This is a genomic window from Pectobacterium carotovorum (genome assembly GCA_016415585.1).
Taxonomy (GTDB): Bacteria; Pseudomonadota; Gammaproteobacteria; order Enterobacterales; family Enterobacteriaceae; genus Pectobacterium; species Pectobacterium carotovorum_K.
The window spans coordinates 3605147-3627505 of the sequence record CP066552.1 but is presented as its reverse complement, the minus strand read 5'-3'; the positions used below and the strand labels follow the sequence as shown (position 1 = coordinate 3627505).

Below are 22359 nucleotides of genomic sequence, written 5' to 3'. Positions count from 1 at the left end.
TTAAGGTAGGGACTGCTGGTGCGTTACGTGAGTTCAGTCAACTGCTGTTGCAGGCTATCGGCTAACGCGCGTGGACGCCCGGCATCAAACATCACATGCAGGCTCACCGGATAATCCTGGTGTTGCAGGCAGAAATCCTCCATTTCATGCCCAATCCCGTACAGCGCCTGAATATTGGTTTTGGCGATTTCCCGCAGCGTCCAGTTGTTCTCCACCTGCTTGCAATAGTGCAGCGTAAAGAAGGCTTTCTGTGCGTGAACAAAGGCGCGGCAATACAGCGTCAGGCCGCGCCATTCCTGCTGCCAGCGCACTCTCAGCGCTTCCGGCATCGTGTGTTCGCGGGAGAATTGCAGTGCGGCTTGCTGGCACTGTTCGGCCAACTGCCACGCGGCATCTTTCTCTTTCGCGATGTGATAGAGATTCTGCGAAGCCAGCTCCGCATGCTGCGGATCGAACGTAATATCCTGACCGGAACCCGGTAGCCAGTGGTTACGGTTGAGCTGGCCGTACAGGCTCCAGATCGCCTGACCAAAGCTGGTCGGCAGCAGACTGTGGCGATGGAAAACGTGGTGGCGCGCATACAGCGACAGGGAAATGGCCTGATGAGCCTGATCCAACAAGGCGAGCATCGCATGCAGCACGGTATCGTCCGGCTGCCATTGGTAGCGCGTCATTAGCCACTGTGCAAACAGCATGCTTTCGTTTGCCGCTGCGGTCTGGTTAGTCAGCAGCCGCGAACAGGCAAACAGTGTGAATTCGCTCAGCGTGCCGATCACGCTGTGATTATCCACCCCTTCCCAACTGATGCGGCACAGGGCGCTAATAATCGCGGGATTTTTCTCCCGGCACCACAACAGCCTTCCTTGAACTTCGGTATAGCGCAGGAAGGGGAGATTGCCCCAGCCGACCTCTTCGCCAGCCAGATCCAGCTCAACCCAGACTTCACGCCCGTTGATGTCCAGCAGCGCCGGATTATTGGGGAACTCAGGCCAGAAGCGTTCCGGTGTGACTTTGATGGCGACAGAGACGGATTCCGGCAGCGTGCGAATGGCGTTCAGGACATTACCGATATCCTGATGGCTGGCGGGAAACGCGCGCAATACCAGATGGCGCTGGTGATAGTGCATTACGCGTGCGACGGCGGAGAATAAGCGGTGATAGATCTGCTCGCTGTCGGCGTTGGTCGGCCAGTGCGTGGTAACGGGAACGACGCCGTTGATCTCATCGCCGGAAGGGGCGGAAAAGCGCAGCAGGCTATCGCTGTTGGAGATCGCCAGCAGCAGGCCGCTCAGCCGTGGAATTTGCTGCATCAACAGTTCGACTTTGGCGGCAAGGTAATCGCACCAAAAATCGGTATCCATGCGGAGGCTATGTGTGTCGTCCAGCAATTCCGGGTGATGAAGCAGTAGATCCGTGGGAAACGACAGCTCTTTGCATTGCAGATACAGCGCCAGCCCTTGTTCACGGCAGTGCGCCGCGACCTGATTCAGGTAAACACAGCGGGAGCGCTGTTGGCTGCTGATGCGATCGTCAAAACGCGCGTTATTGTAGGCTTCCGGCGTCACTAGTTTATCCAGCAAATCCGCCGCGCCTAGCACCAGCGTAGTAAAGCCGTGTTCACGGGCGTAATCGACGACCGAGATGACCTGTTGCCAGTGCCAAATATCCTGCGTATTGAGTTCCAGCGCGCGTCGTTGCCACATCATTTTTCTCCTGTTGCCACTGGCGTGAGTATCGCATTGATGTGTTATCGCAAAGGATAAATTCCTGCGGCGAACGCCAGAAATGTGAGCCTGTTCGCTTCTTTATAGAAGAGCGGTCAATACTGGATAATTTCAAAAATAGGCTCTCCAGAGGCGTCCAGTCAGCTATAACACTTTAAGCAATAAGGATTATCAGAAAAACCATTTAGTCATTTTGGTTATTTAATATTTCCATCATTTCTTTAATTGTTAAGATGCAGATCGTTACCCTTATCCTCCACCCATCTTTTTATTGCCTATTTTTGTATTAGCGTCGTTGGCTAATAGCACAGGCACAAGGAAACAGAAATCACAATGACTACTCCGGTTTCCCCCACTTCATTGCTTCCGCTGAGTGTGGAGCAATTAACGCGTTTACAGGCGGCAACCGGTGATTTCTCATCGACGCAGCTAGCCTGGTTATCCGGCTATTTCTGGGGTTTAGTTCAGCAGCCAGGGAATGTGCAGCCGGGGGCGATCGCTGCCACGGCAACGACAGCATCCGCAGTCACGGTGCCGGTACAAACGATTACGCTGATTTCCGCCTCACAGACCGGCAATGCACGTCGGGTGGCGGAACAGCTGCGTGACGATCTGCTGGCATCCAAGCTGTCCGTCAATCTGGTCAATGCGGGTGATTACAAATTCAAGCAAATCGGGCAGGAAAAACTGCTGCTGATCGTCGCCTCGACGCAGGGGGAGGGGGAGCCGCCGGAAGAAGCCGTCGCGCTGCACAAGTTCCTGCTGTCCAAAAAAGCCCCGGAGATGAAAGACACCGCGTTTGCCGTGTTTGGTCTGGGTGATACTTCTTACGAATTCTTCAGCAAGGCGGGTAAGGATTTCGATAGCCGTCTGGCTGAGTTAGGTGCGGAACGTCTGCTGGATCGTGTTGATGCTGATGTCGATTATCAGGGGCTTGCCGAACAGTGGCGACGCCAGCTGGTTGATATTTTGCAGGCGCGGGTGCCGGTTCAGGGAACGGCGGTAGCACAGATTGCCGCTCAGGGCGCACTGGATGAAATTACCAGCAGCCCGTACAGCAAATCCTCACCGCTGCATGCTACGTTTGCCGTCAATCAGAAAGTGACCGGGCGTAACTCCGAAAAAGATGTTCGCCATATTGAGATCGATCTGGGCGATTCTGGTTTGCGCTACCAGCCGGGAGATGCGCTGGGCGTGTGGTTCGATAACGATCCCGCGCTGGTGCAGGAATTGCTGGAACTGCTGTGGCTGAAAGGCGATGAGTCCATCAGCGTTGACGGCAAGACGCTGCCATTATCGCAGGCGTTGAAAAGCCACTTCGAGCTGACGCAGAACACGGCACCGATTGTCGAGAAGTATGCGGCACTGTCGCGTAATGAAACTCTGCTATCGCTGCTGGCCGATAAGCCTGCGCTTCAACAGTTTGCACAGCGCACACCGCTGGTCGATATGGTGCGACAAGCGCCGACTGAACTGACGGCGGAGCAACTGCTGGGTCTGCTGCGTCCGTTGACGCCGCGTCTTTACTCTATTGCCTCCTCACAGGCGGAAGTCGAAAGCGAAGTGCACATCACCGTTGGCGTGGTGCGCTACGAATACGAAGGCCGCGAGCGCGCTGGTGGCGCTTCCAGCTATCTGGCCGACAGACTGAGTGAAGACGATGAAATCCGCGTCTTCATCGAACACAACGATAACTTCCGTCTGCCTGCGAATTCCGACGCGCCGGTCATCATGATTGGGCCGGGCACAGGAATTGCGCCATTCCGCGCGTTTATGCAGCAGCGTGATGCCGATGGGGCTGAAGGGAAAAACTGGCTGTTCTTCGGTAATCCACACTTTACGGAAGATTTTCTGTATCAGGTTGAATGGCAGCGCTACGTCAAAGATGGCCTGCTGACCAACATCGATCTGGCCTGGTCACGCGATCAGGCGCATAAAGTTTACGTGCAGGACAAACTGCGGGAAAAAGGCGCGGAAGTCTGGCGCTGGATTCAGGACGGTGCACACTTGTACGTGTGTGGTGATGCCAACCGTATGGCAAAAGACGTCGAGCGAGCACTGCTGGATGTGATAGTTGAGCATGGCGGCATGGACAGTGAACAGGCCGATGAGTTTTTAAGCGATCTGCGCCTTGAGCGCCGTTATCAGCGAGATGTGTACTAATGAGTGAAAAATACGTTTTCAGTGAAAAACACCCCGGTCCCTTGGTGGTAGAAGGGAAACTCGCTGACGCAGAGCGCATGAAGACAGAAAGTAACTTTCTGCGCGGCACGATTGCTGAAGACCTGAACGATGGTCTGACCGGTGGCTTTAGGGGCGATAACTTTCTGCTAATCCGTTTCCACGGTATGTATCAGCAGGATGATCGCGATATTCGCGCCGAACGTGCGGAGCAGAAGCTGGAGCCGCGCCATGCGATGCTGCTGCGCTGCCGTTTGCCCGGTGGCGTGATGACGCCAGAGCAGTGGCTGCGGATCGACAAATTTGCGACTGAAAATACGATCTACGGCAGCATTCGTATCACGAACCGCCAGACGTTCCAGTATCACGGTATTCTCAAATCGAACGTGAAACCGGTACACCAGATGCTGAATAGCATCGGGCTGGATGCGCTGGCGACGGCGAATGACATGAACCGTAACGTGCTGTGTACGTCTAACCCGATCGAATCCGAACTGCATCAGCAGGCGTATGAATGGGCGAAAAAGATTTCTGAGCATTTGCTGCCGCGCACGCGCGCCTATGCTGAGATCTGGATGGATCAGGAAAAAGTGGCAACGACGGATGAAGAGCCGATTTTAGGTTCAACGTATCTGCCGCGTAAGTTCAAAACCACGGTCGTGATCCCGCCGCAGAATGATATCGATCTGCATGCGAACGATCTCAACTTCGTTGCGATTGCCGATAACGGCCGTCTGGTGGGCTTCAACGTGCTGGTGGGCGGCGGGCTCTCTATCGCGCACGGCGATAAAGAAACTTACCCGCGTACCGCCAGTGAGCTGGGCTACATTTCCATTGAGCATACGCTGGCCATCGCGGAAGCGGTGGTGACCACGCAGCGCGATTGGGGTAACCGGACCAACCGTAAAAACGCGAAAACCAAATACACGCTGGAGCGTGTGGGTGTAGACAACTTCAAGCAGGAAGTGGAAGCGCGTGCCGGTGTCAAATTTGAAGCGGTGCGCCCTTATGAATTCACCGGACGTGGCGATCGCATTGGCTGGGTAAAAGGCATCGACAATAAATGGCATCTGACGCTGTTTATCGAAAACGGTCGTGTTCTGGATTATCCGGGTCGTCCGCTGAAAACCGGTTTGGCGGAAATTGCCAAGATCCACAAAGGGGATTTCCGGTTAACGGCGAACCAGAATTTGATCATCGCGGGCGTTCCTGCGCGTAGCAAAGCGAAGATTGATGCGCTGGCGCGTGAGCACGGCCTGATTGATGACGGCGTCAGCGAGCAGCGTAAGAATTCGATGGCCTGTGTGTCGTTCCCTACCTGTCCACTGGCGATGGCGGAAGCCGAACGCTTCCTGCCGGAGTTCGTCACGAAAGTGGAAGGCATCATGCAGCAGCACGGCGTGGGCGATGAACATATCGTTCTGCGTGTGACGGGCTGCCCGAACGGCTGCGGCCGTGCGATGCTGGCAGAAATCGGCCTGGTGGGTAAAGCGATGGGGCGTTATAACGTGCACCTTGGCGGGAATCGCGAGGGGACACGTATTCCTCGTATGTATCGTGAAAATATTAATGAAACCGAGATCCTCACGGAAATCGATCGGCTTATCGGGCTGTGGGCGCAAGATCGCCAGCCGAATGAAGGCTTCGGTGATTTCGTGATTCGTACCAACATTATTAAAGCGGTGTTGGATCCTGCCCGCGATTTTTATGACTGACAGGAGAGCCTGATGGCCGAATTTAACCTTGAGGCGCTCAATGCGTTACCGAAAGCAGAACAGGCGGCAGCGCTGGCTGTCGTAAATGGTCAGCTTGAACAGCTGTCGGCGCAGGAAAGAGTGAGCTGGGCGCTGGAGAATCTGCCGGGTGACTATGTTTTGTCGTCCAGTTTCGGCATTCAGGCGGCGGTATCGCTGCATCTGGTGACGCAACAGCGGCCAGATATTCCGGTTATCCTCACGGATACCGGCTATCTGTTTCCTGAAACCTATCAGTTTATTGATGCGCTGACGGAACAGTTGACGCTGAATCTGCAAGTGTATCGCGCTGCTGAATCTCCAGCCTGGCAAGAGGCGCGCTACGGCAAGCTGTGGGAGCAGGGGGTGGAGGGCATTGAACGCTACAACCTGCTGAATAAAGTCGAGCCGATGAATCGGGCGCTGAGCGAGTTAAAGGCGAAAACCTGGTTTGCTGGCCTGCGCCGTGAGCAGTCTGGCAGCCGGGGGGAATTACCCGTGTTGGCGATTCAGCGCGGTGTCTTCAAATTCCTGCCGATTATCGACTGGGATAACCGGACGGTGTATCAATACCTGAAAGGAAATGGCCTGAGTTACCATCCGCTGTGGGATCAGGGCTATCTATCCGTCGGCGATACACACACCACCCGCAAATGGGAACCGGGTATGGCCGAAGAAGAAACGCGCTTCTTTGGCCTGAAACGCGAGTGCGGTCTGCACGAAGGGTAAAAGAGAAACCGGGCATCGCCAGCTTCAGACTACTGGCAAATCTATTTGCAGAACGCAAACGGGAGTGACGGAATAGAAGAGTAAAGCGTTTGCGCCAGGGATGGCGCAATCCGAGCTTATATGGACGTACTTGCAGCGTCTTTACGATCTATCCGTTACTCCCGCTTTATGGACTTTGTCAGCAACTTCAACCGGGCACAGCCCGGTTTTTTATCGCCTGAATAACACTTGTGAACAGGGTGTTATTCCATTACGGAACTTGTCATTCCAATTCGGCATTTCATAAGTGTTCTGTCCGCACCGTATAGTCGCATTATCTCTTTTTTTGCTTAGTTAAGGCGACTGTGAACTATCTCCCTTTATTTGCCGATGTTCGTCAGCGTCCGGTACTGGTTGTGGGCGGCGGCGAGGTTGCTACGCGCAAAATCGATCTGCTGCAACGCGCGGGTGCGGAGATAAAAATTGTCGCACAAGCGCTGGCGGAACCGTTGGCGGCGCAGCATCAGGCCGGGCAGGTTGAATGGCTGGCGCATACTTTTACGCCAGAGCTACTATCCGGCGTGTTTCTGGTGATTGCCGCAACGGATGATGCCGAGCTGAATGCGGCAGTGTTTGAAGCGGCGAACCAACGTCATTTGCTGGTAAACGTGGTGGACGATCAGCCAAAGTGCTCGTTTATTTTCCCCTCGATTGTTGATCGCTCTCCGCTGGTGGTGGCGATTTCCTCGGGTGGACAGGCGCCGGTGCTGGCGCGTCTACTGCGTGAAAAGCTGGAATCATTACTGCCTGCCAGTTTGGGTACGATGGCGGACATCGCCGGAAGCTGGCGCGACAGAATTAAAACTCGGTTGCATTCGATGCCAGCACGTCGTCGCTTTTGGGAGCGGCTGTTTGTCGGACGCTTTGCGTCGCTGGTTTCCGCCGGGCAGTTGGCGCAGGCCGAAGACGAATTGCAACAGCAACTGGTGCATCAGCAAGAGGAACAGCAGCAACCAGCGGCCGCACGCGGTGAAGTCGCACTGGTTGGCGCAGGCCCCGGCGATGCCGGACTGCTGACACTGCGTGGATTACAGGTGATGCAGCAGGCGGATGTGGTGCTGTATGACCATCTGGTCAGCGCCGACGTGCTGGATCTGGTGCGCCGCGACGCCGAACGCATCTGCGTTGGAAAACGCGCCAGCGCGCATTCGTTGCCGCAGGATGAAATTAATCAACTACTGGTGAAGCTGGCGCAGGAAGGGAAGCGGGTCGTGCGCCTGAAAGGCGGCGATCCCTTCATTTTCGGCCGCGGCGGCGAAGAATTACAAGCGGTCGCGCAGGCGGGTATCACATTTCAGGTCGTGCCCGGCGTGACGGCGGCGGCAGGCGTCACGGCGTATGCGGGGATCCCGTTAACGCACCGTGACTACGCGCAGAGCGTACTTTTTATTACCGGACACTGTCGCCCGGATGGCGACGAGCTGGACTGGTCGACGCTGGCACGTGGACGGCAGACGCTGGCGATTTACATGGGAACGATGAAGGCTGCGGAGATTTCGCAGCAGCTCATCGCGCATGGTCGTTCATCGCAGACGCCCGTTGCCGTGATCAGTCGCGGCACCCGACACGATCAGCAGGTGCAAATTGGCACGCTGCAACAGTTAGAACATTTGGCACGGCAAGCGCCGACACCGGCGCTGCTGGTGATTGGCGAGGTGGTGGATTTACATCATCAGATTGCCTGGTTTGGTCAGACAACGCCGACGGTGCCGCAAGACAGCCGCCCAGCGGTAGTAAACTTGGCTTAAGGAAAGGGTATGGACGAGAAACGACTCACGCATTTACGGCAGCTTGAAGCCGAAAGCATTCACATCATCCGCGAAGTGGCGGCCGAGTTCAGTAATCCGGTGATGATGTACTCCATCGGCAAAGACTCTTCGGTGATGCTGCATCTGGCGCGCAAGGCGTTCTATCCGGGATCGCTGCCTTTCCCGCTGCTGCACGTTGATACCGGCTGGAAATTTCGTGAAATGTACGAATTCCGCGACCAGACGGCAAAGGCCTACGGCTGTGAACTGCTGGTGCACCGCAACCCGCAGGGTGAAGCGCTGGGGATTAACCCCTTTGTGCACGGCAGCGCCAAGCACACCGACATCATGAAAACGGAAGGGCTGAAGCAGGCGCTGGATAAATACGGTTTTGATGCCGCGTTTGGCGGGGCGCGCCGCGACGAAGAGAAGTCGCGTGCCAAAGAGCGTATTTACTCCTTCCGCGACCGCTTCCACCGCTGGGATCCGAAGAACCAGCGCCCAGAGCTGTGGCATAACTACAACGGCCAGATTAACAAAGGCGAGAGCATCCGCGTTTTCCCGCTTTCCAACTGGACCGAGTTGGATATCTGGCAATACATCTATCTGGAAAACATCGATATTGTTCCGCTGTATCTGGCCGCGCCGCGTCCGGTGGTGGAACGCGACGGCATGCTGCTGATGGTGGATGACGATCGCATCGATCTGCAACCGGGCGAAGTGATCGAACAACGCATGGTGCGATTCCGCACGCTGGGCTGCTGGCCGCTGACAGGGGCGGTAGCATCGGAGGCGCAGACGCTGCCGGAAATCATCGAAGAGATGCTGGTTTCCACGACCAGTGAGCGTCAGGGAAGGGTAATTGACCGCGATCAGGCCGGTTCAATGGAGCTGAAAAAGCGTCAAGGGTATTTCTGAGGAATCGTCAAATGAGCCAAATTTCGTTAAAAGACACAGCGGCAGAAAATGCGGCTGAGAAAGATGCCGTCGTCATCAACAATGCGATTGCACAGCAGATCGCCGAGCAGGGCGGTGTGGAAGCTTATTTACACGCGCAGCAGGATAAAACGCTGCTGCGTTTCCTGACCTGCGGTAGCGTCGACGACGGAAAAAGTACGCTGATTGGGCGGTTGCTGCACGATACGCGCCAAATTTATGAAGATCAGCTCAGTACGCTGCACAATGACAGCAAGCGTATTGGAACACAGGGCGAAAAGCTGGATCTGGCGCTGTTGGTCGATGGGCTTCAGGCCGAGCGCGAGCAGGGCATCACGATTGACGTGGCTTACCGCTATTTTTCTACGGAAAAGCGCAAATTCATCATCGCCGATACGCCGGGACACGAGCAGTACACCCGCAACATGGCGACCGGTGCATCAACCTGCGAGCTGGCGATTCTGCTGATTGACGCTCGCAAAGGCGTATTGGATCAAACTCGTCGTCACAGCTTTATTGCGACCCTGCTGGGGATTCGCGATCTGGTGGTGGCGGTGAACAAAATGGACTTAGTGGATTATCAGCAAACGGTGTTTGAGCAATTTAAGCAGGATTATCTGGATTTTGCTCAGCAACTGCCTGCCGACCTGAATATCACCTTTGTGCCGATTTCCGCGCTAGATGGCGACAATGTCGCGACGCCGAGTACGACGATGGGCTGGTATACCGGGCCGACGCTGCTGGATGTGCTGGAAACGGTCAATGTGGCACAGCGCACGCTGGAACAGCCGATGCGCTTCCCGGTGCAATATGTGAACCGCCCGAATCTGGATTTCCGTGGCTACGCAGGAACGCTGGCATCCGGCATCATCCGCGTTGGGCAACGGGTTAAAGTGCTGCCGTCCGGCGTAGAATCCACCGTCAGCCGTATTGTGACCTTTGATGGTGATTTACCGCAGGCGCAGGCGGGTGAAGCGATTACGTTGGTGCTGGCGGATGAGGTGGATATCAGCCGCGGTGACCTGCTAGTCGACAGCGGCGAATCGCTGAAAGCGGTGCAACATGCGCTTGTGGATGTTGTCTGGATGGCGGAGCAGCCGCTGGTGCCGGGACAAAGCTACGACATCAAGATTGGCGGTAAGAAAACGCGCGCTCGGGTCGAGAATATTCAGTATCAGGTTGAGATCAATACGCTCACGCAGCGTGTAGCGGAGAACTTGCCGCTGAATGGCATCGGTTCGGTTGAACTGATTTTTGATGAGCCTCTGGTGCTGGACAACTATCAGTACAACGCGGTGACGGGCGGGATGATCTTCATCGATCGTCTGAGCAACGTCACGGTGGGCGCGGGTCTGGTACGGGAACCTATCGAGCAGGTGTATCAGGAGCCGGGCGCGTACAGCGCGTTTGAGCTGGAACTGAATGCGCTGGTACGTCGCCACTTCCCACATTGGGGTGCGCGCGATCTGCTGGGAGGCAAATAACGTGTCTTTACGCGATGAACCGACTGACGATAACGTCGTCTGGCATGCGCACGATGTCACCCGAGAGTCGCGCGAAACGCTGCATGGTCATCAGGGCGTCGTGATCTGGTTTACCGGGTTGTCTGGATCCGGTAAATCTACGCTGGCGGGGGCGCTGGAACAGGCGCTACATCAGCGTGGCGTTAGCACCTACCTGCTGGATGGCGATAACGTGCGCCACGGTTTGTGCCGTGATTTAGGCTTCACCGATGACGATCGGCGCGAAAATATTCGCCGCGTGGGTGAAGTCGCCAAACTGATGGTGGATGCCGGTCTGGTGGTCCTGACCGCGTTTATCTCGCCGCACCGCGCCGAGCGTAAAATGGTGCAGGATTTACTGGGCGAAGGGCAGTTCATCGAGGTCTTCGTGGATACGCCGTTAGCGACCTGTGAAGCGCGCGATCCCAAGGGATTGTATAAAAAAGCACGTGCGGGAGAGTTGCGTAATTTCACCGGGATCGACTCGGCATATGAAGCACCGGAAGCGCCGGATAGTCATCTGGATGGTGAACAATTAGTAACAAATTTGACAGACCAATTGTTAGATCTGCTTGGCAAGCGAGCTATTATCAAGCTCTGATGTCCCCGCTTTTTTCACCGCGCCGTTGGGTGATGCAGGGAGGAATGGGAAAGATTATGCAAAATGCCACGCAGTTAACGATTAGCAAGACTCGGCCAGCGCAACAAGAAGAGGATGACGGCGTTTCTTACCTGTTTATGGGGGCGGTCACGGGGTTCTCTTTTTATTGGTTGGCCTTTACTATCCCTTTTCTGGTATACGGCTCCAATACCACGTTTTTCTTCATGCTCTACACTTGGCCGTTTTTTCTGGCGCTGATGCCGTTTTCAGTGCTGGTTGGCGTCGGGTTTAGCTTTTTGCTGAGAGGCTATCTTTTTTATACGCTTTTTGCGACAGGGCTGACGGTGGTCTGCCTGTTCTGGTTGGTATTTTCTTTTCTGACGGGGTGGTAAAAGAAAAAGGCTGCCAGCGCGGAAGACGCCGACAGCCTGCGGTTTACCGGTTTACCGGTTTACCGTTTTACCGTATTTACAGTATTTTGCTCAGGAAAGCCTGCGTGCGCGGGTTACTCGGATGCGTAAAGATCGCCTCTGGCGTTCCCTCTTCCTGAATAATTCCCTGATCGATAAAGATCACTCTATCGGCGACTTCTCTCGCAAATGCCATTTCATGGGTCACGATGACCATCGTCATGCCTTCGTTAGCCAGCGTTTTCATGACTGCCAACACTTCACCAACCAGCTCCGGGTCCAGCGCGGATGTCGGTTCATCAAACAGCATGATCGCTGGTTCCATCGCTAACGCGCGGGCAATTGCGACACGCTGCTGTTGTCCACCGGACAGGCTGTTCGGCCAGGCATCGATTTTATCCAGCAGGCCGACCTTGCTGAGCAACGCTTTAGCCCGCTCAACGGCCTGCGCGCGGGATAATTTTTTCACATCCATCGGCGCCATAATCACGTTTTCCAACACCGTCATGTGCGGAAATAGATTAAAGCGCTGGAAGACCATCCCCACGCTTTCACGCATGCGATTGATATTGGTTTTCTGATCGTGAATGGCAAAACCGTTGACCGTAATCTCGCCTGCTGACAGTGTCTCCAGTGCGTTGATGCAGCGCAGAAAGGTACTTTTTCCTGAACCGGATGGGCCAATCAGACAGAGCACTTCCTGAGGTGCGATGTCACAGGAAATACCACGCAGGACATGCGTATCGCCAAACTGTTTTTGCAGGTTTTTAACGTGAATCACTTTTGCCAAACCTCATTTCCATGTGCCGCACCAGCAGCGAGAGCAGGAAAGTAATAACCCAGTAGACGATAGAGATCGTCAGGTAGGGTTCCCAGTATGTGGCGTAAGCCCCTGACACCGTACGAGCGGCATAAGCGAGATCCGCCAACCCGATTGCCGAAGCCAGCGATGAATCTTTCACAATTGCGATGGCGTTGTTACCCAACGGCGGCAGCATGCGGCGAAAAGCCTGCGGCAGAATGACTTTTCGCATGGTGCGGCCATAGCTCATTCCGAGAGAGCGTGACGCTTCCATCTGGCCGCGATCGATCGACTGAATGCCAGCGCGGAATATCTCGGAGACATAGGCACCTGCATTCAGCGTAATCGCCACGACGCAAGAGAGGAACGCGCCATAATCTGAGCGAAGCGTACGAGCAAAATCGACCGACATAATATTGCTGGTCACCAGCAATCCATCACGCGGATTGATAAACAGCGGAACCAGCGCGAAGTGTACCACCATGATTTGTACAAACAGCGGCGTGCCCCGGAAGGCGCTGATGTAGATGCGTACTGGCCATTGAACGCCGTAGTGCAGAATATATTTCCACGGCCCGTGCGGCGCTTGCGCTAAGCGGCCTAATCCGAGCGTTAATCCCCAGCAGGTGCCAAGAATGACACAGATAATGGTGCATTTGATGGTCATCCAGGTGCCTTCCATAAATAGCGGGGCATATTCCTGAATGATCTCCCAACGAAATCCCGTCAAGATCGTTTCCTTTTTTGAATAGGCTAACGTAATGATTATTCTAAATTAAACCGGACAGGCTGGCTGTCCGGTTGATGCGACGTCTCGTATGAGGCGATGGAGACCTGGAGAGGCGCGCAGTGTCTTGCAGGCGTTATTCTGCGGGTAAGGTCGGAACGTTGTTATCAAACCAGGTTTGATAGATCTTGGCGTAGGTGCCATCAGCAACGATTTTTTTCAGCCCTGAGTTAATCTTCGCACGCAACTGATCGTTGCCTTTCGCGACGGCGATCCCGAAATACTGGCGTTCGAATTTGGCGTCGGAAACCAGATTGAACTGTTTTTCAGGGTGAGTCTTAATGTAAAACTTCACCACGCCCACGTCGCCAACCGCTGCGCCCACACCATCTTCATACAGCTCTTGTAACATTAACGGAGTGTTATCAAAGCGCTTAATCGATGTACTGTTTTTGCCTAATACGTCGGACACCACGATATCGGCGGTGCTGGAGTTCACGACACCGACTTTGTGATCTTTCAGCGCAGCAATCGAGTCGATCGTCGAGCCTTTAGGCACCACAATGGACTGCTCCGCAGGGAAATAAGGTGTGGAGAAATCGACCATTTGCTTACGTTTGTCGGTAATCGTGATACCGGAAATGATAATATCGCGGTCGCCGGAGTTAAGGGTCGCGAAGATCCCTTCCCACGGCGTATTGATCAGTTTGATATTAAAATTCTCCGCCTTGGCGATCGCTTTAATAATATCAATATCAAAGCCTTCCAGCTCTTTCTGCGCGTTTTCAAACTCAAAGGGACGATAGGTTCCGCCAGAGCCGACAACGTAAGTGGGTTCAGCGGCGAAGGTGCTAGTAGAGAGTGCGGTTGCGAAGAGCGCACTAACGAATAACAGTTTTTTGAACATGGTTTTCTCCTGGTTTAAATGTAACATTTTCTTTTTTTATGCACTTTGTATGCATAAAAATACACAGATAGCATTAATGGTTCAACTGACGTTTTTCCTATGAGCGGTTTTATTCACGTGGCACCTGCGCACTTGCGTCTTCTAATGAATAGAAAGTACGAGAGGTTGAGTGGATGAAATGAGTGTGACGTAGGCGTGCGTTTGGTGTGCTCTTTTACCCGAAATATCCCTATTTGGGCATGTGGCAGGGTGAATATTGCCTCCCACTACTGGACACAGTGGAGTCGAAACAAAAGTTATGGGATGATTAGGCGGTTTTTCAGGGGGCGGGATGGGAAAGCTTACGCTGTTATTATTGATATTGCTTGGCTGGCTTCAGTACTCACTGTGGCTGGGCAAGAATGGCATTCATGATTATGTTCGGGTGAAGGATGATGTTGTTGTCCAGCAGGGAAACAATGCCAAATTAAAAGACCGTAACGAACAGCTGTTTGCTGAAATTGATGACCTCAATGGCGGCCAGGAAGCGATTGAAGAGCGCGCACGCAATGAGCTGGGTATGATCAAACCCGGTGAAAGCTTCTATCGTCTGGTGCCAGAATCGAGCCACCGTAACGCGAATACGACGTCATCTAATAACGCTTCATCCAACAATACACAACGTTGACGCATGCAGATACCACGCCTTTCCCCGCCTGAAATTGTTGCTGTTTTGCCCGCTGCGGGTAACGGCAGCCGGATGCAAAACGATCGTCCTAAGCAGTATCTGACGATTGGCAATGATGCTACCGGACATAAAACCATTCTCGAACATACCATCGACGCGCTTTTACGCCATTCACGTGTACAGCGTGTCGTCGTCGTTATCAGTCCAGATGACGTATTCTTTCATACTCTGGCGATTGCCAACGATCTCCGTATTTGTGCCGTGACGGGCGGGAAGCAGCGTGCGGATTCCGTACTGGCTGGGCTGGCTGCCGTTGACGATAGTGCGTGGGCGTTGGTGCATGACGCGGCGCGTCCGTGTCTGCATCAGGACGATCTGACGCGCCTGCTGGCGATTGTCGAGCAGAGTGACGTTGGTGGAATTCTGGCCGCGCCGGTTCGTGATACCATGAAGCGCGGCACGGACGGGTTTATCGATCGCACGGTAGAACGTAACGATTTATGGCATGCGCTGACGCCGCAACTTTTTCCTGCTGCATTGCTGAAACAGTGTCTGCAACGGGCGCTTCAGGATGGTGTTGCCGTCACAGATGAAGCCTCCGCGCTAGAATATTGTGGCTATCGCCCGCAAATTATCAGCGGACGTTCGGATAATATCAAAGTCACGCGTCCAGAGGATTTGGCATTAGCCGAATTCTATTTAACCAGTTTGCAGTAACCTCATTTTATTCGTTAAATTTATTTGTTAAATACATATAAGGAGAACGCGCGATGCGTATCGGTCACGGTTTTGATGTCCATAAGTTCGGTGGAGAAGGTCCGCTGGTGATCGGTGGCGTGCGAATTCCTTATACTCAAGGCCTGCTGGCGCATTCCGATGGGGATGTGGTGCTGCATGCCGTGACCGATGCCCTGTTGGGTGCCGCTGCGCTGGGCGATATTGGCAAGCTGTTTCCTGATACCGATCCGGCCTTTAAAGGGGCGGACAGCCGTGGCCTGCTGCGTGAAGCCTGGCGTCGTATCAACGATAAAGGTTATCAGTTGGGAAACTTGGACGTCACGATTATTGCGCAGGCGCCAAAAATGGCACCGCACATCCCGCAAATGCGTGTGAATCTGGCGGAAGATTTGCAGTGTCACATGGACGACGTCAATGTGAAAGCGACCACGACAGAACAGCTGGGCTTTACTGGTCGCGGCGAAGGTATTGCCTGCGAAGCCGTTGCCCTGCTGGTGAAAAAAGAAACGGGCGAAATTGTCGCGTGGTAAGCCGTTGGTTTATCGACAATACTTTATTAAGAATAGAAAGTTAACAGTATAAAAAACAATGTCATGACCGTGCTTCGCCCGATATGCACTTTGTAGGATAACGATGGAAAATAGCGAACAACTCGTCTGGCTGCACGGTGAACCACAGGCTACTGGCTCATTGAAATCCACTGCTGAAGATTTTCTGGTGGTGGAAGATCTGGGGTTTCAGCCAGATGGTGACGGTGAACAGGTATTGGTGCGCATACGCAAGCGCGGCTGCAATACGCAATTTGTGGCCGAAATGCTGGCGAAGTTTGTTCGTCTACCGCTGCGTGCCGTCAGCTATGCGGGCCTGAAAGATCGTCATGCTGTCACCGAACAGTGGTTTTGCCTGCATATGCCGGGAAAAGAGACGCCCGATTTCTCCTCGCTGGAAGTGGAAGGCTGTGATGTGCTTGAGGTGATTCGCCATCGTCGCAAGCTGCGGATCGGTACGCTGCGGGGTAACCATTTTACGCTGGTGCTGCGTCAGGTCAGCGACCGAAACGAGGTTGACGCTCGTTTGGCGCTGATTGCCGCGAAAGGCGCGCCTAATTATTTCGGCAGCCAGCGTTTCGGGCGCAACGGAAATAATCTTGAGCAGGCTCGTCTTTGGGCAAATAACGAAATTCGGGTAAAAGAACGCAGTAAGCGGAGTTTTTATCTTTCTGCCAGCCGCAGTGCGATGTTTAATCAGGTTGCCAGTGCACGACTCGCGGGGCAGCAGGCAAAAACCGTCTTGTGTGGTGATGCATTGCAGCTGACAGGGCGCGGCAGTTGGTTTGTTGCTAAGCCTGACGAATTGGATGCTTTACAGACGCGCCTTGATGCGGGTGAACTCCAGATTACCGCACCGCTGCCCGGAGATGGCGAACTGGGCACGCAGGATGACGCGCAGCTATTTGAAAAGCAGGCTTTGGTCGGACAAGATGCGCTGTGGTCTTTGGTTAAGCGTGAGCGAGTCGAACCTGCCCGGCGTGCGGTGCTGCTGTATCCGCAGCAGATGCACTGGGAATGGCAGGATGACGCAACCGTGAAAGTGACATTCTGGCTACCTGCGGGCAGTTTTGCGACCAGCGTGGTGCGTGAATTGCTGCATTCACAGCAGGATACCGATCTCGGTGCCTGATGTGCTGCGATACGTTTTTGCAGAACATAGTTGAAAAGAATAATGCTGGTAACCGTACGATAGCGGCGGCTGGCTTACCCCTGTGCGGGAAAATTGCTGTATTGGTGACGAGGTTAACCGGAGCTGAGGTCGGCGGGGAATGGTAAACAAGCGTATAGAAACGTTGTTGGCGCAGCTGCGCCTGCAGGGCATTCAGGACGAGCGTCTGCTGAAGGCGATAGAAGCCGTACCCAGAGAACGTTTTGTTGATGAGGCTTTCGAGCATAAAGCGTATGAAAATACCGCTCTGCCTATTGGTTCCGGCCAGACGATTTCGCAGCCCTATATCGTTGCGAAGATGACGGAACTGCTCAGCCTGACGCCCGAATCCCGCGTGCTGGAGATTGGCACTGGGTCGGGTTATCAAACGGCAATTCTAGCGCATTTGGTGCGGCACGTTTGCTCGGTTGAACGCATCAAAGGGCTACAATGGCAGGCTAAACGTCGCTTAAAGCAGCTTGATCTGCATAATGTTTCTACCCGTCATGGCGATGGGTGGCAGGGCTGGGCGTCGCGCGGGCCGTTTGATGCCATCATCGTGACTGCTGCACCGCCGGAAATTCCCCGAGCGCTGATGGAGCAGCTTGATGAAGGTGGCGTGATGGTGTTACCCGTCGGTGAACAGTCACAATACTTACAAGTTGTGCAACGCCATGCTGGCGAATTTATTATTCAAACGGTTGAAGCTGTTCGGTTTGTTCCGCTGGTCAAAGGGGAATTAGCCTGATACCGTGGCGTTGGCATGCATTTGTTGTTAAGTCTTTAAAATTTCAACATAACTGTTTTATAGTGCGAACTTGTTGATATTGTTAGCATCTAATCATCGCGGTGCCTTTCCCGTTTTGCTTATGCGCCAGCGATGGTGAAGTAGCGATCTTTCTCGTTCCAACTAACGAATAAATCACCGGATACCGGTTACGCTACAATCATTTACGCTATGGGCAGTTGAGCTACGATTAGTTAAGCTACAGCGGATGCGAGGCACTTGTGCCCGAATTGAGTTCTGGATACTACTGTTTTTTGAACGTTATATAGCCTAAATAGTTCTAGTTGCAGGCAGGCGGCAAGCGCACGAATCCTCAGGAGCTTACATCAGTAAGTGACTGGGTGAGTAAGAGAAGCCAACGTACATGCAGCTTGAAATATGACGGATATAGTTACTTTTTTGAACGCTATAGTTATAGGGGAGTAAGGCGCATGGGAAGCCGAATGATGAATTTGCGTCACATTGCTGCTTGTACGGTGATTGTCTTAGGATTGGCGGGATGTACCAACAATAATTCCAAATCCGCACCGATCAGCAGCGTTGACGGAAATACGGGCAACCGAGGGGGAATGTTATCTGCGCCACCATCACGCATTTCAACCGCGGGTGAAAGCGTGGCAACAACGTCCGACGGACGAATTGTTTACAACCGCAGCTACGGCAATATTCCGAAAGGCAGCTATAGCGGCGGCAGTTCTTACACGGTTAAACGGGGCGATACCCTGTTTTATATCGCGTGGATTACCGGTAATGACTACCGGGATCTGGCGCAGCGCAACAATATTCCTGAGCCGTACAGCCTGAATGTGGGGCAATCACTGAGCTTAGGGAGCGGTTCCGGCAACAACGCATCGGGCGGCGGCCTGACGAGCGGTGGTGGAATGCTGGCAACAACCGATGCCACACGCGGTGGTGTACCAACGCCGCCATCAAGTGCGCAAATACAAACTACATCGGTTGATTCTCAGTCAACTAATGCGTATTCTGGTAATCAGGGTAAACAGAATGTAGGTAAGATGTTACCTACGACAGGGGCACCAACAACCGCTCCTGTTTCCGCCCCAGCGGCTGTTGCCAGCAGCAATACGGCTGCTGTCGGCAGTTGGCGTTGGCCTACCGATGGGAAAGTCATAGATAGTTTCTCCGATTCCGAAGGGGGAAATAAAGGGATTGATATCGCCGGCTCACGTGGGCAATCGATCACCGCAACCGCCAGTGGGCGCGTGGTGTATGCGGGTAATGCGCTACGTGGTTACGGAAATCTGATAATCATCAAACATAATGATGACTACCTCAGTGCCTATGCCCATAACGATACGATGCTAGTCCGTGAGCAACAAGATGTCACGGCAGGACAAAAAATCGCTACGATGGGCAGTACGGGCACCAGCTCAGTTCGCTTGCACTTTGAAATTCGTTACAAGGGGAAATCCGTAAACCCGCTGCGTTTTCTGCCGCAGCGATAAATCGGGCAGAGTATTTCGGTATTCTGCCAAGGGATCACGGGTAGGAGCCACTTATGAGCCAAAGTACGCTGAAAGTTAACGAGTTACATGAAGATACCGATTTCGAAGAAAATGGACTTGACGTTTTTGACGATAAGGCGCTGGCAGAGGAAGATACCAATGATAATGACTCGGCGGAAGACGAGCTGTTATCGCAAGGGGTCCCACAGCGTGTTCTGGACGCAACACAGCTCTATTTGGGAGAGATCGGCTATTCGCCGCTTTTAACCGCAGAAGAAGAAGTTTATTTTGCCCGACGCGCGTTGCGTGGCGATGTCCCATCGCGCCGCCGGATGATCGAGAGTAACCTGCGGCTGGTGGTGAAAATTGCCCGCCGTTACAATAATCGTGGTCTGGCGTTGCTGGATCTGATTGAAGAGGGGAACCTCGGCCTGATCCGTGCGGTTGAAAAATTCGATCCTGAAAGAGGATTTCGTTTTTCAACCTACGCAACCTGGTGGATTCGACAGACGATAGAACGGGCGATCATGAATCAAACCCGAACCATCCGCTTGCCGATTCACATTGTCAAAGAACTCAACGTTTATCTGCGTACCGCGCGTGAACTGTCTCATAAACTGGATCACGAGCCGAGTGCGGAAGAAATCGCCGAACAGCTTGATAAGCCCGTTGATGACGTCAACCGCATGCTTCGCCTGAATGAACGTATTACTTCCGTCGATACCCCGCTGGGTGGTGATTCGGAAAAAGCGCTGCTGGATATTCTGGCAGACGAAAAAGATAACGGACCTGAAGGCACCACTCAAGATAACGATATGAAGCAGAATATCGTTAAATGGTTGTTTGAGCTTAACGCCAAGCAGCGTGAGGTGTTGGCGCGTCGTTTCGGCCTGTTAGGGTATGAAGCGGCTACGCTGGAAGATGTCGGTTGTGAAATTGGCCTGACGCGTGAACGTGTTCGTCAGATTCAGGTTGAAGGCTTACGCCGCCTGCGTGAAATTTTGCAGGTTCAGGGGTTGAGCATTGAAGAGTTGTTTCGTGAATAATTCGTGGCGAGTTACTGATGTTTTGAAATAAACGTCTTGAAATAAAAAATGGTGGGGAAACCCACCATTTTTTTATGCCTGTATTCGCCCTTTCACACGAAAGGGCGGTCCGACGGCGATTAGCGTACGATATTCGCCAGCAGGAAATCGATGATTTCGCTGGTTTTAATCATTTGCTTTTCACCGCCCCGGCGGTTCTTATATTCAATCTCTTCGCTATCCAGATTGCGATCGCCAATCACGATGGTATGCGGTACGCCAATCAACTCCATATCGGCGAACATCACGCCCGGACGCTCTTTACGATCATCAAGCAGAACTTCAATGCCTTTAGCGCGCAGTTGCTGGTAGATATCTTCAGCCACTTCCTTCACGCGGAAAGACTTGTGCATGTTCATTGGCAGAATGGCAACGTGGAAAGGTGCAATCGCGTCTGGCCAGATGATGCCGCGTTCGTCATGATTTTGCTCAATCGCTGCTGCGACAACGCGCGTCACGCCAATACCGTAGCAACCCATCGTCAGCGTCTGGTTGCGGCCGTCTTCACCTTGAACTGTGGCTTTCAGCGCTTCAGAATACTTACTGCCCAGTTGGAAGATATGGCCTACTTCGATACCGCGTTTAATTTGCAGTGTGCCTTTACCGTCTGGACTGATATCGCCTTCAACCACATTACGGATATCTGCAACCTGCGGCAGCGTAACGTCACGTTCCCAGTTGATGCCAAAATAGTGTTTGCCATCGATGTTCGCGCCAGCGCTGAAGTTGCTCATGGCCGCTACGGTACGATCGACAACGACAGGAATTGACAGCTTGACCGGACCCAGTGAGCCTGGGCCTGCGCCGATAGTTGCACGAATCTCTTCTTCCGTTGCGAACGTCAGCGGGCTGGCTACCTGAGCAATTTTCTCCGCTTTGATTTCGTTCAGTTCGTGATCGCCGCGAACCAGTAATGCAACCAGTTTATGACCGCTTTCTTCCGTTGCCTTAACCAGCAGCGTCTTCACGGTTTTTTCTACTGGCAGTGTGAACTGCTCAACCAGCTCGGCGATGGTTTTGGCGTTTGGCGTATCAACCAGACGCAGCTCTTCCGTCGCTTCGGCGCGGCCCAACTTCGGTGCCACCGCTTCTGCCAGTTCAATGTTTGCCGCGTAGTCGGATTCCGTTGAGAAAACGATATCGTCTTCACCGCTGGTCGCCAGTACCTGAAATTCATGGGATGCATTGCCACCAATAGAACCGGTGTCTGCCTGAACAGCTCTGAAATCCAGATCCATACGGCTGAAAATCTTGCTGTAAGCGGCGTACATGGCGTCGTAAGTGACCTGCAACGATTCCTGTGAAGTGTGGAAAGAGTAGGCGTCTTTCATCAGGAATTCACGCGAACGCATTACGCCGAAACGCGGGCGCACTTCATCGCGGAATTTAGTTTGAATCTGGAAGAAATTCAGCGGCAGCTGCTTGTAAGAGCTGACTTCATTACGAATCAGGTCAGTAATGACTTCTTCGTGTGTTGGGCCGAGCACAAATGGGCGCTCGCCACGATCGACAAAGCGCAGCAGTTCTGGGCCATATTGATCCCAACGTCCACTTTCCACCCATAAATCGGCAGGCTGAACAACTGGCATGGAAACTTCAATCGCGCCAGCGTTGTTCATCTCTTCGCGCACGATATTTTCAACTTTTCTCAAAACACGTAAACCGGTCGGCAACCAGGTGTAAAGGCCGGAGGCCAGTTTACGAATCATTCCTGCCCGGAGCATCAACTGATGGCTGATGACTTCTGCATCGGCTGGCGTCTCCTTGAGTGTGGAGAGCATGTATTGGCTAGTACGCATGGGGTTTTAGTTCCGTTAGAACGACAAGTAGCATAGGGCTGCCGCGCAGCCGAAGGCACATAAAAAGTGGCTTAGTTTAC

The 22359-nt window shown here is 53.4% G+C and carries 20 protein-coding genes; 15 read left to right on the top strand and 5 right to left on the bottom strand.

Annotation, left to right across the window (positions count from 1 at the left end):
- Positions 1 to 23 precede the first annotated feature (23 nt).
- Positions 24 to 1703 carry a hypothetical protein gene (locus JFY74_16215; protein ID QQG30567.1) on the bottom strand — a complete coding sequence of 560 codons (1680 nt, stop codon included), beginning with the start codon at positions 1701 to 1703 and terminating at the stop codon, positions 24 to 26.
- Between the two features lie 354 nt (positions 1704 to 2057).
- Here JFY74_16215 and cysJ point away from each other — a divergent pair, with 354 nt between their 5' ends.
- The 8 genes from cysJ to JFY74_16175 all read left to right on the top strand — a co-directional run bounded on the left by cysJ (position 2058) and on the right by JFY74_16175 (position 11585).
- Positions 2058 to 3887 (top strand): NADPH-dependent assimilatory sulfite reductase flavoprotein subunit, encoded by a 1830-nt coding sequence (cysJ, locus tag JFY74_16210; protein QQG27605.1) that lies wholly within the window; start codon positions 2058 to 2060, stop codon positions 3885 to 3887.
- Positions 3887 to 5620 (top strand): assimilatory sulfite reductase (NADPH) hemoprotein subunit, encoded by a 1734-nt coding sequence (cysI, locus tag JFY74_16205; protein ID QQG27604.1) that lies wholly within the window; start codon positions 3887 to 3889, stop codon positions 5618 to 5620. Before cysJ ends, cysI begins: the two co-directional genes overlap by 1 nt.
- Positions 5621 to 5632: 12 nt before the next feature.
- On the top strand, positions 5633 to 6367 hold the full coding sequence (locus tag JFY74_16200) for a phosphoadenylyl-sulfate reductase (GenBank protein ID QQG27603.1): 735 nt from the start codon (positions 5633 to 5635) through the stop codon (positions 6365 to 6367).
- Between the two features lie 344 nt (positions 6368 to 6711).
- Complete coding sequence (gene cobA, locus JFY74_16195; protein ID QQG27602.1) at positions 6712 to 8154, top strand: uroporphyrinogen-III C-methyltransferase; 1443 nt, start codon at positions 6712 to 6714, stop codon at positions 8152 to 8154.
- A gap of 9 nt (positions 8155 to 8163) precedes the next feature.
- Positions 8164 to 9072, top strand: coding sequence for a sulfate adenylyltransferase subunit CysD (gene cysD / locus JFY74_16190; GenBank protein ID QQG27601.1), 909 nt, complete (start codon positions 8164 to 8166; stop codon positions 9070 to 9072).
- A 74-nt stretch (positions 9073 to 9146) separates the two neighbouring features.
- On the top strand, positions 9147 to 10574 hold the full coding sequence (cysN, locus tag JFY74_16185; protein QQG30566.1) for a sulfate adenylyltransferase subunit CysN: 1428 nt from the start codon (positions 9147 to 9149) through the stop codon (positions 10572 to 10574).
- Entirely contained in the window at positions 10513 to 11193 is a 681-nt protein-coding gene (cysC, locus tag JFY74_16180) for an adenylyl-sulfate kinase (GenBank protein ID QQG27600.1), read from the top strand. Before cysN ends, cysC begins: the two co-directional genes overlap by 62 nt.
- A gap of 56 nt (positions 11194 to 11249) precedes the next feature.
- Complete coding sequence (locus tag JFY74_16175; protein QQG27599.1) at positions 11250 to 11585, top strand: DUF3561 family protein; 336 nt, start codon at positions 11250 to 11252, stop codon at positions 11583 to 11585.
- Positions 11586 to 11661: 76 nt separating this feature from the next.
- On the opposite strand, the gene JFY74_16170 is transcribed toward JFY74_16175, so the two are convergent.
- The 3 genes from JFY74_16170 to JFY74_16160 all read right to left on the bottom strand — a co-directional run bounded on the left by JFY74_16170 (position 11662) and on the right by JFY74_16160 (position 14039).
- Positions 11662 to 12384, bottom strand: a complete 723-nt coding sequence (locus JFY74_16170) for an amino acid ABC transporter ATP-binding protein (protein ID QQG30565.1) — start codon at positions 12382 to 12384, stop codon at positions 11662 to 11664.
- On the bottom strand, positions 12371 to 13135 hold the full coding sequence (locus tag JFY74_16165) for an amino acid ABC transporter permease (protein ID QQG27598.1): 765 nt from the start codon (positions 13133 to 13135) through the stop codon (positions 12371 to 12373). Before JFY74_16165 ends, JFY74_16170 begins: the two co-directional genes overlap by 14 nt.
- Positions 13136 to 13268: 133 nt before the next feature.
- A complete protein-coding gene (locus tag JFY74_16160; protein ID QQG27597.1) occupies positions 13269 to 14039 on the bottom strand; it encodes a basic amino acid ABC transporter substrate-binding protein in 771 nt (256 codons plus the stop codon).
- Positions 14040 to 14370: 331 nt separating this feature from the next.
- Here JFY74_16160 and ftsB point away from each other — a divergent pair, with 331 nt between their 5' ends.
- From ftsB to rpoS, 7 genes are all read left to right on the top strand, one after another.
- Positions 14371 to 14706 carry a cell division protein FtsB gene (ftsB, locus tag JFY74_16155; protein ID QQG27596.1) on the top strand — a complete coding sequence of 112 codons (336 nt, stop codon included), beginning with the start codon at positions 14371 to 14373 and terminating at the stop codon, positions 14704 to 14706.
- A 3-nt stretch (positions 14707 to 14709) separates the two neighbouring features.
- Positions 14710 to 15423, top strand: coding sequence for a 2-C-methyl-D-erythritol 4-phosphate cytidylyltransferase (ispD, locus tag JFY74_16150; protein ID QQG27595.1), 714 nt, complete (start codon positions 14710 to 14712; stop codon positions 15421 to 15423).
- Between the two features lie 53 nt (positions 15424 to 15476).
- Positions 15477 to 15974 carry a 2-C-methyl-D-erythritol 2,4-cyclodiphosphate synthase gene (gene ispF / locus JFY74_16145; protein QQG27594.1) on the top strand — a complete coding sequence of 166 codons (498 nt, stop codon included), beginning with the start codon at positions 15477 to 15479 and terminating at the stop codon, positions 15972 to 15974.
- A gap of 103 nt (positions 15975 to 16077) precedes the next feature.
- The gene (gene truD / locus JFY74_16140; GenBank protein ID QQG27593.1) at positions 16078 to 17124 is read left to right on the top strand and encodes a tRNA pseudouridine(13) synthase TruD; all 1047 of its coding nucleotides are present in this window, start codon (positions 16078 to 16080) and stop codon (positions 17122 to 17124) included.
- 139 nt (positions 17125 to 17263) lie between these two features.
- On the top strand, positions 17264 to 17890 hold the full coding sequence (locus JFY74_16135; protein ID QQG27592.1) for a protein-L-isoaspartate(D-aspartate) O-methyltransferase: 627 nt from the start codon (positions 17264 to 17266) through the stop codon (positions 17888 to 17890).
- A gap of 482 nt (positions 17891 to 18372) precedes the next feature.
- Positions 18373 to 19395 carry a murein hydrolase activator NlpD gene (gene nlpD, locus JFY74_16130; protein ID QQG27591.1) on the top strand — a complete coding sequence of 341 codons (1023 nt, stop codon included), beginning with the start codon at positions 18373 to 18375 and terminating at the stop codon, positions 19393 to 19395.
- Between the two features lie 53 nt (positions 19396 to 19448).
- A complete protein-coding gene (rpoS, locus tag JFY74_16125) occupies positions 19449 to 20441 on the top strand; it encodes an RNA polymerase sigma factor RpoS (GenBank protein QQG27590.1) in 993 nt (330 codons plus the stop codon).
- A 119-nt stretch (positions 20442 to 20560) separates the two neighbouring features.
- Here the strand turns inward: rpoS and proS are convergent, their stop codons facing one another.
- Entirely contained in the window at positions 20561 to 22279 is a 1719-nt protein-coding gene (gene proS, locus JFY74_16120) for a proline--tRNA ligase (GenBank protein ID QQG27589.1), read from the bottom strand.
- Positions 22280 to 22359: the final 80 nt, after the last annotated feature.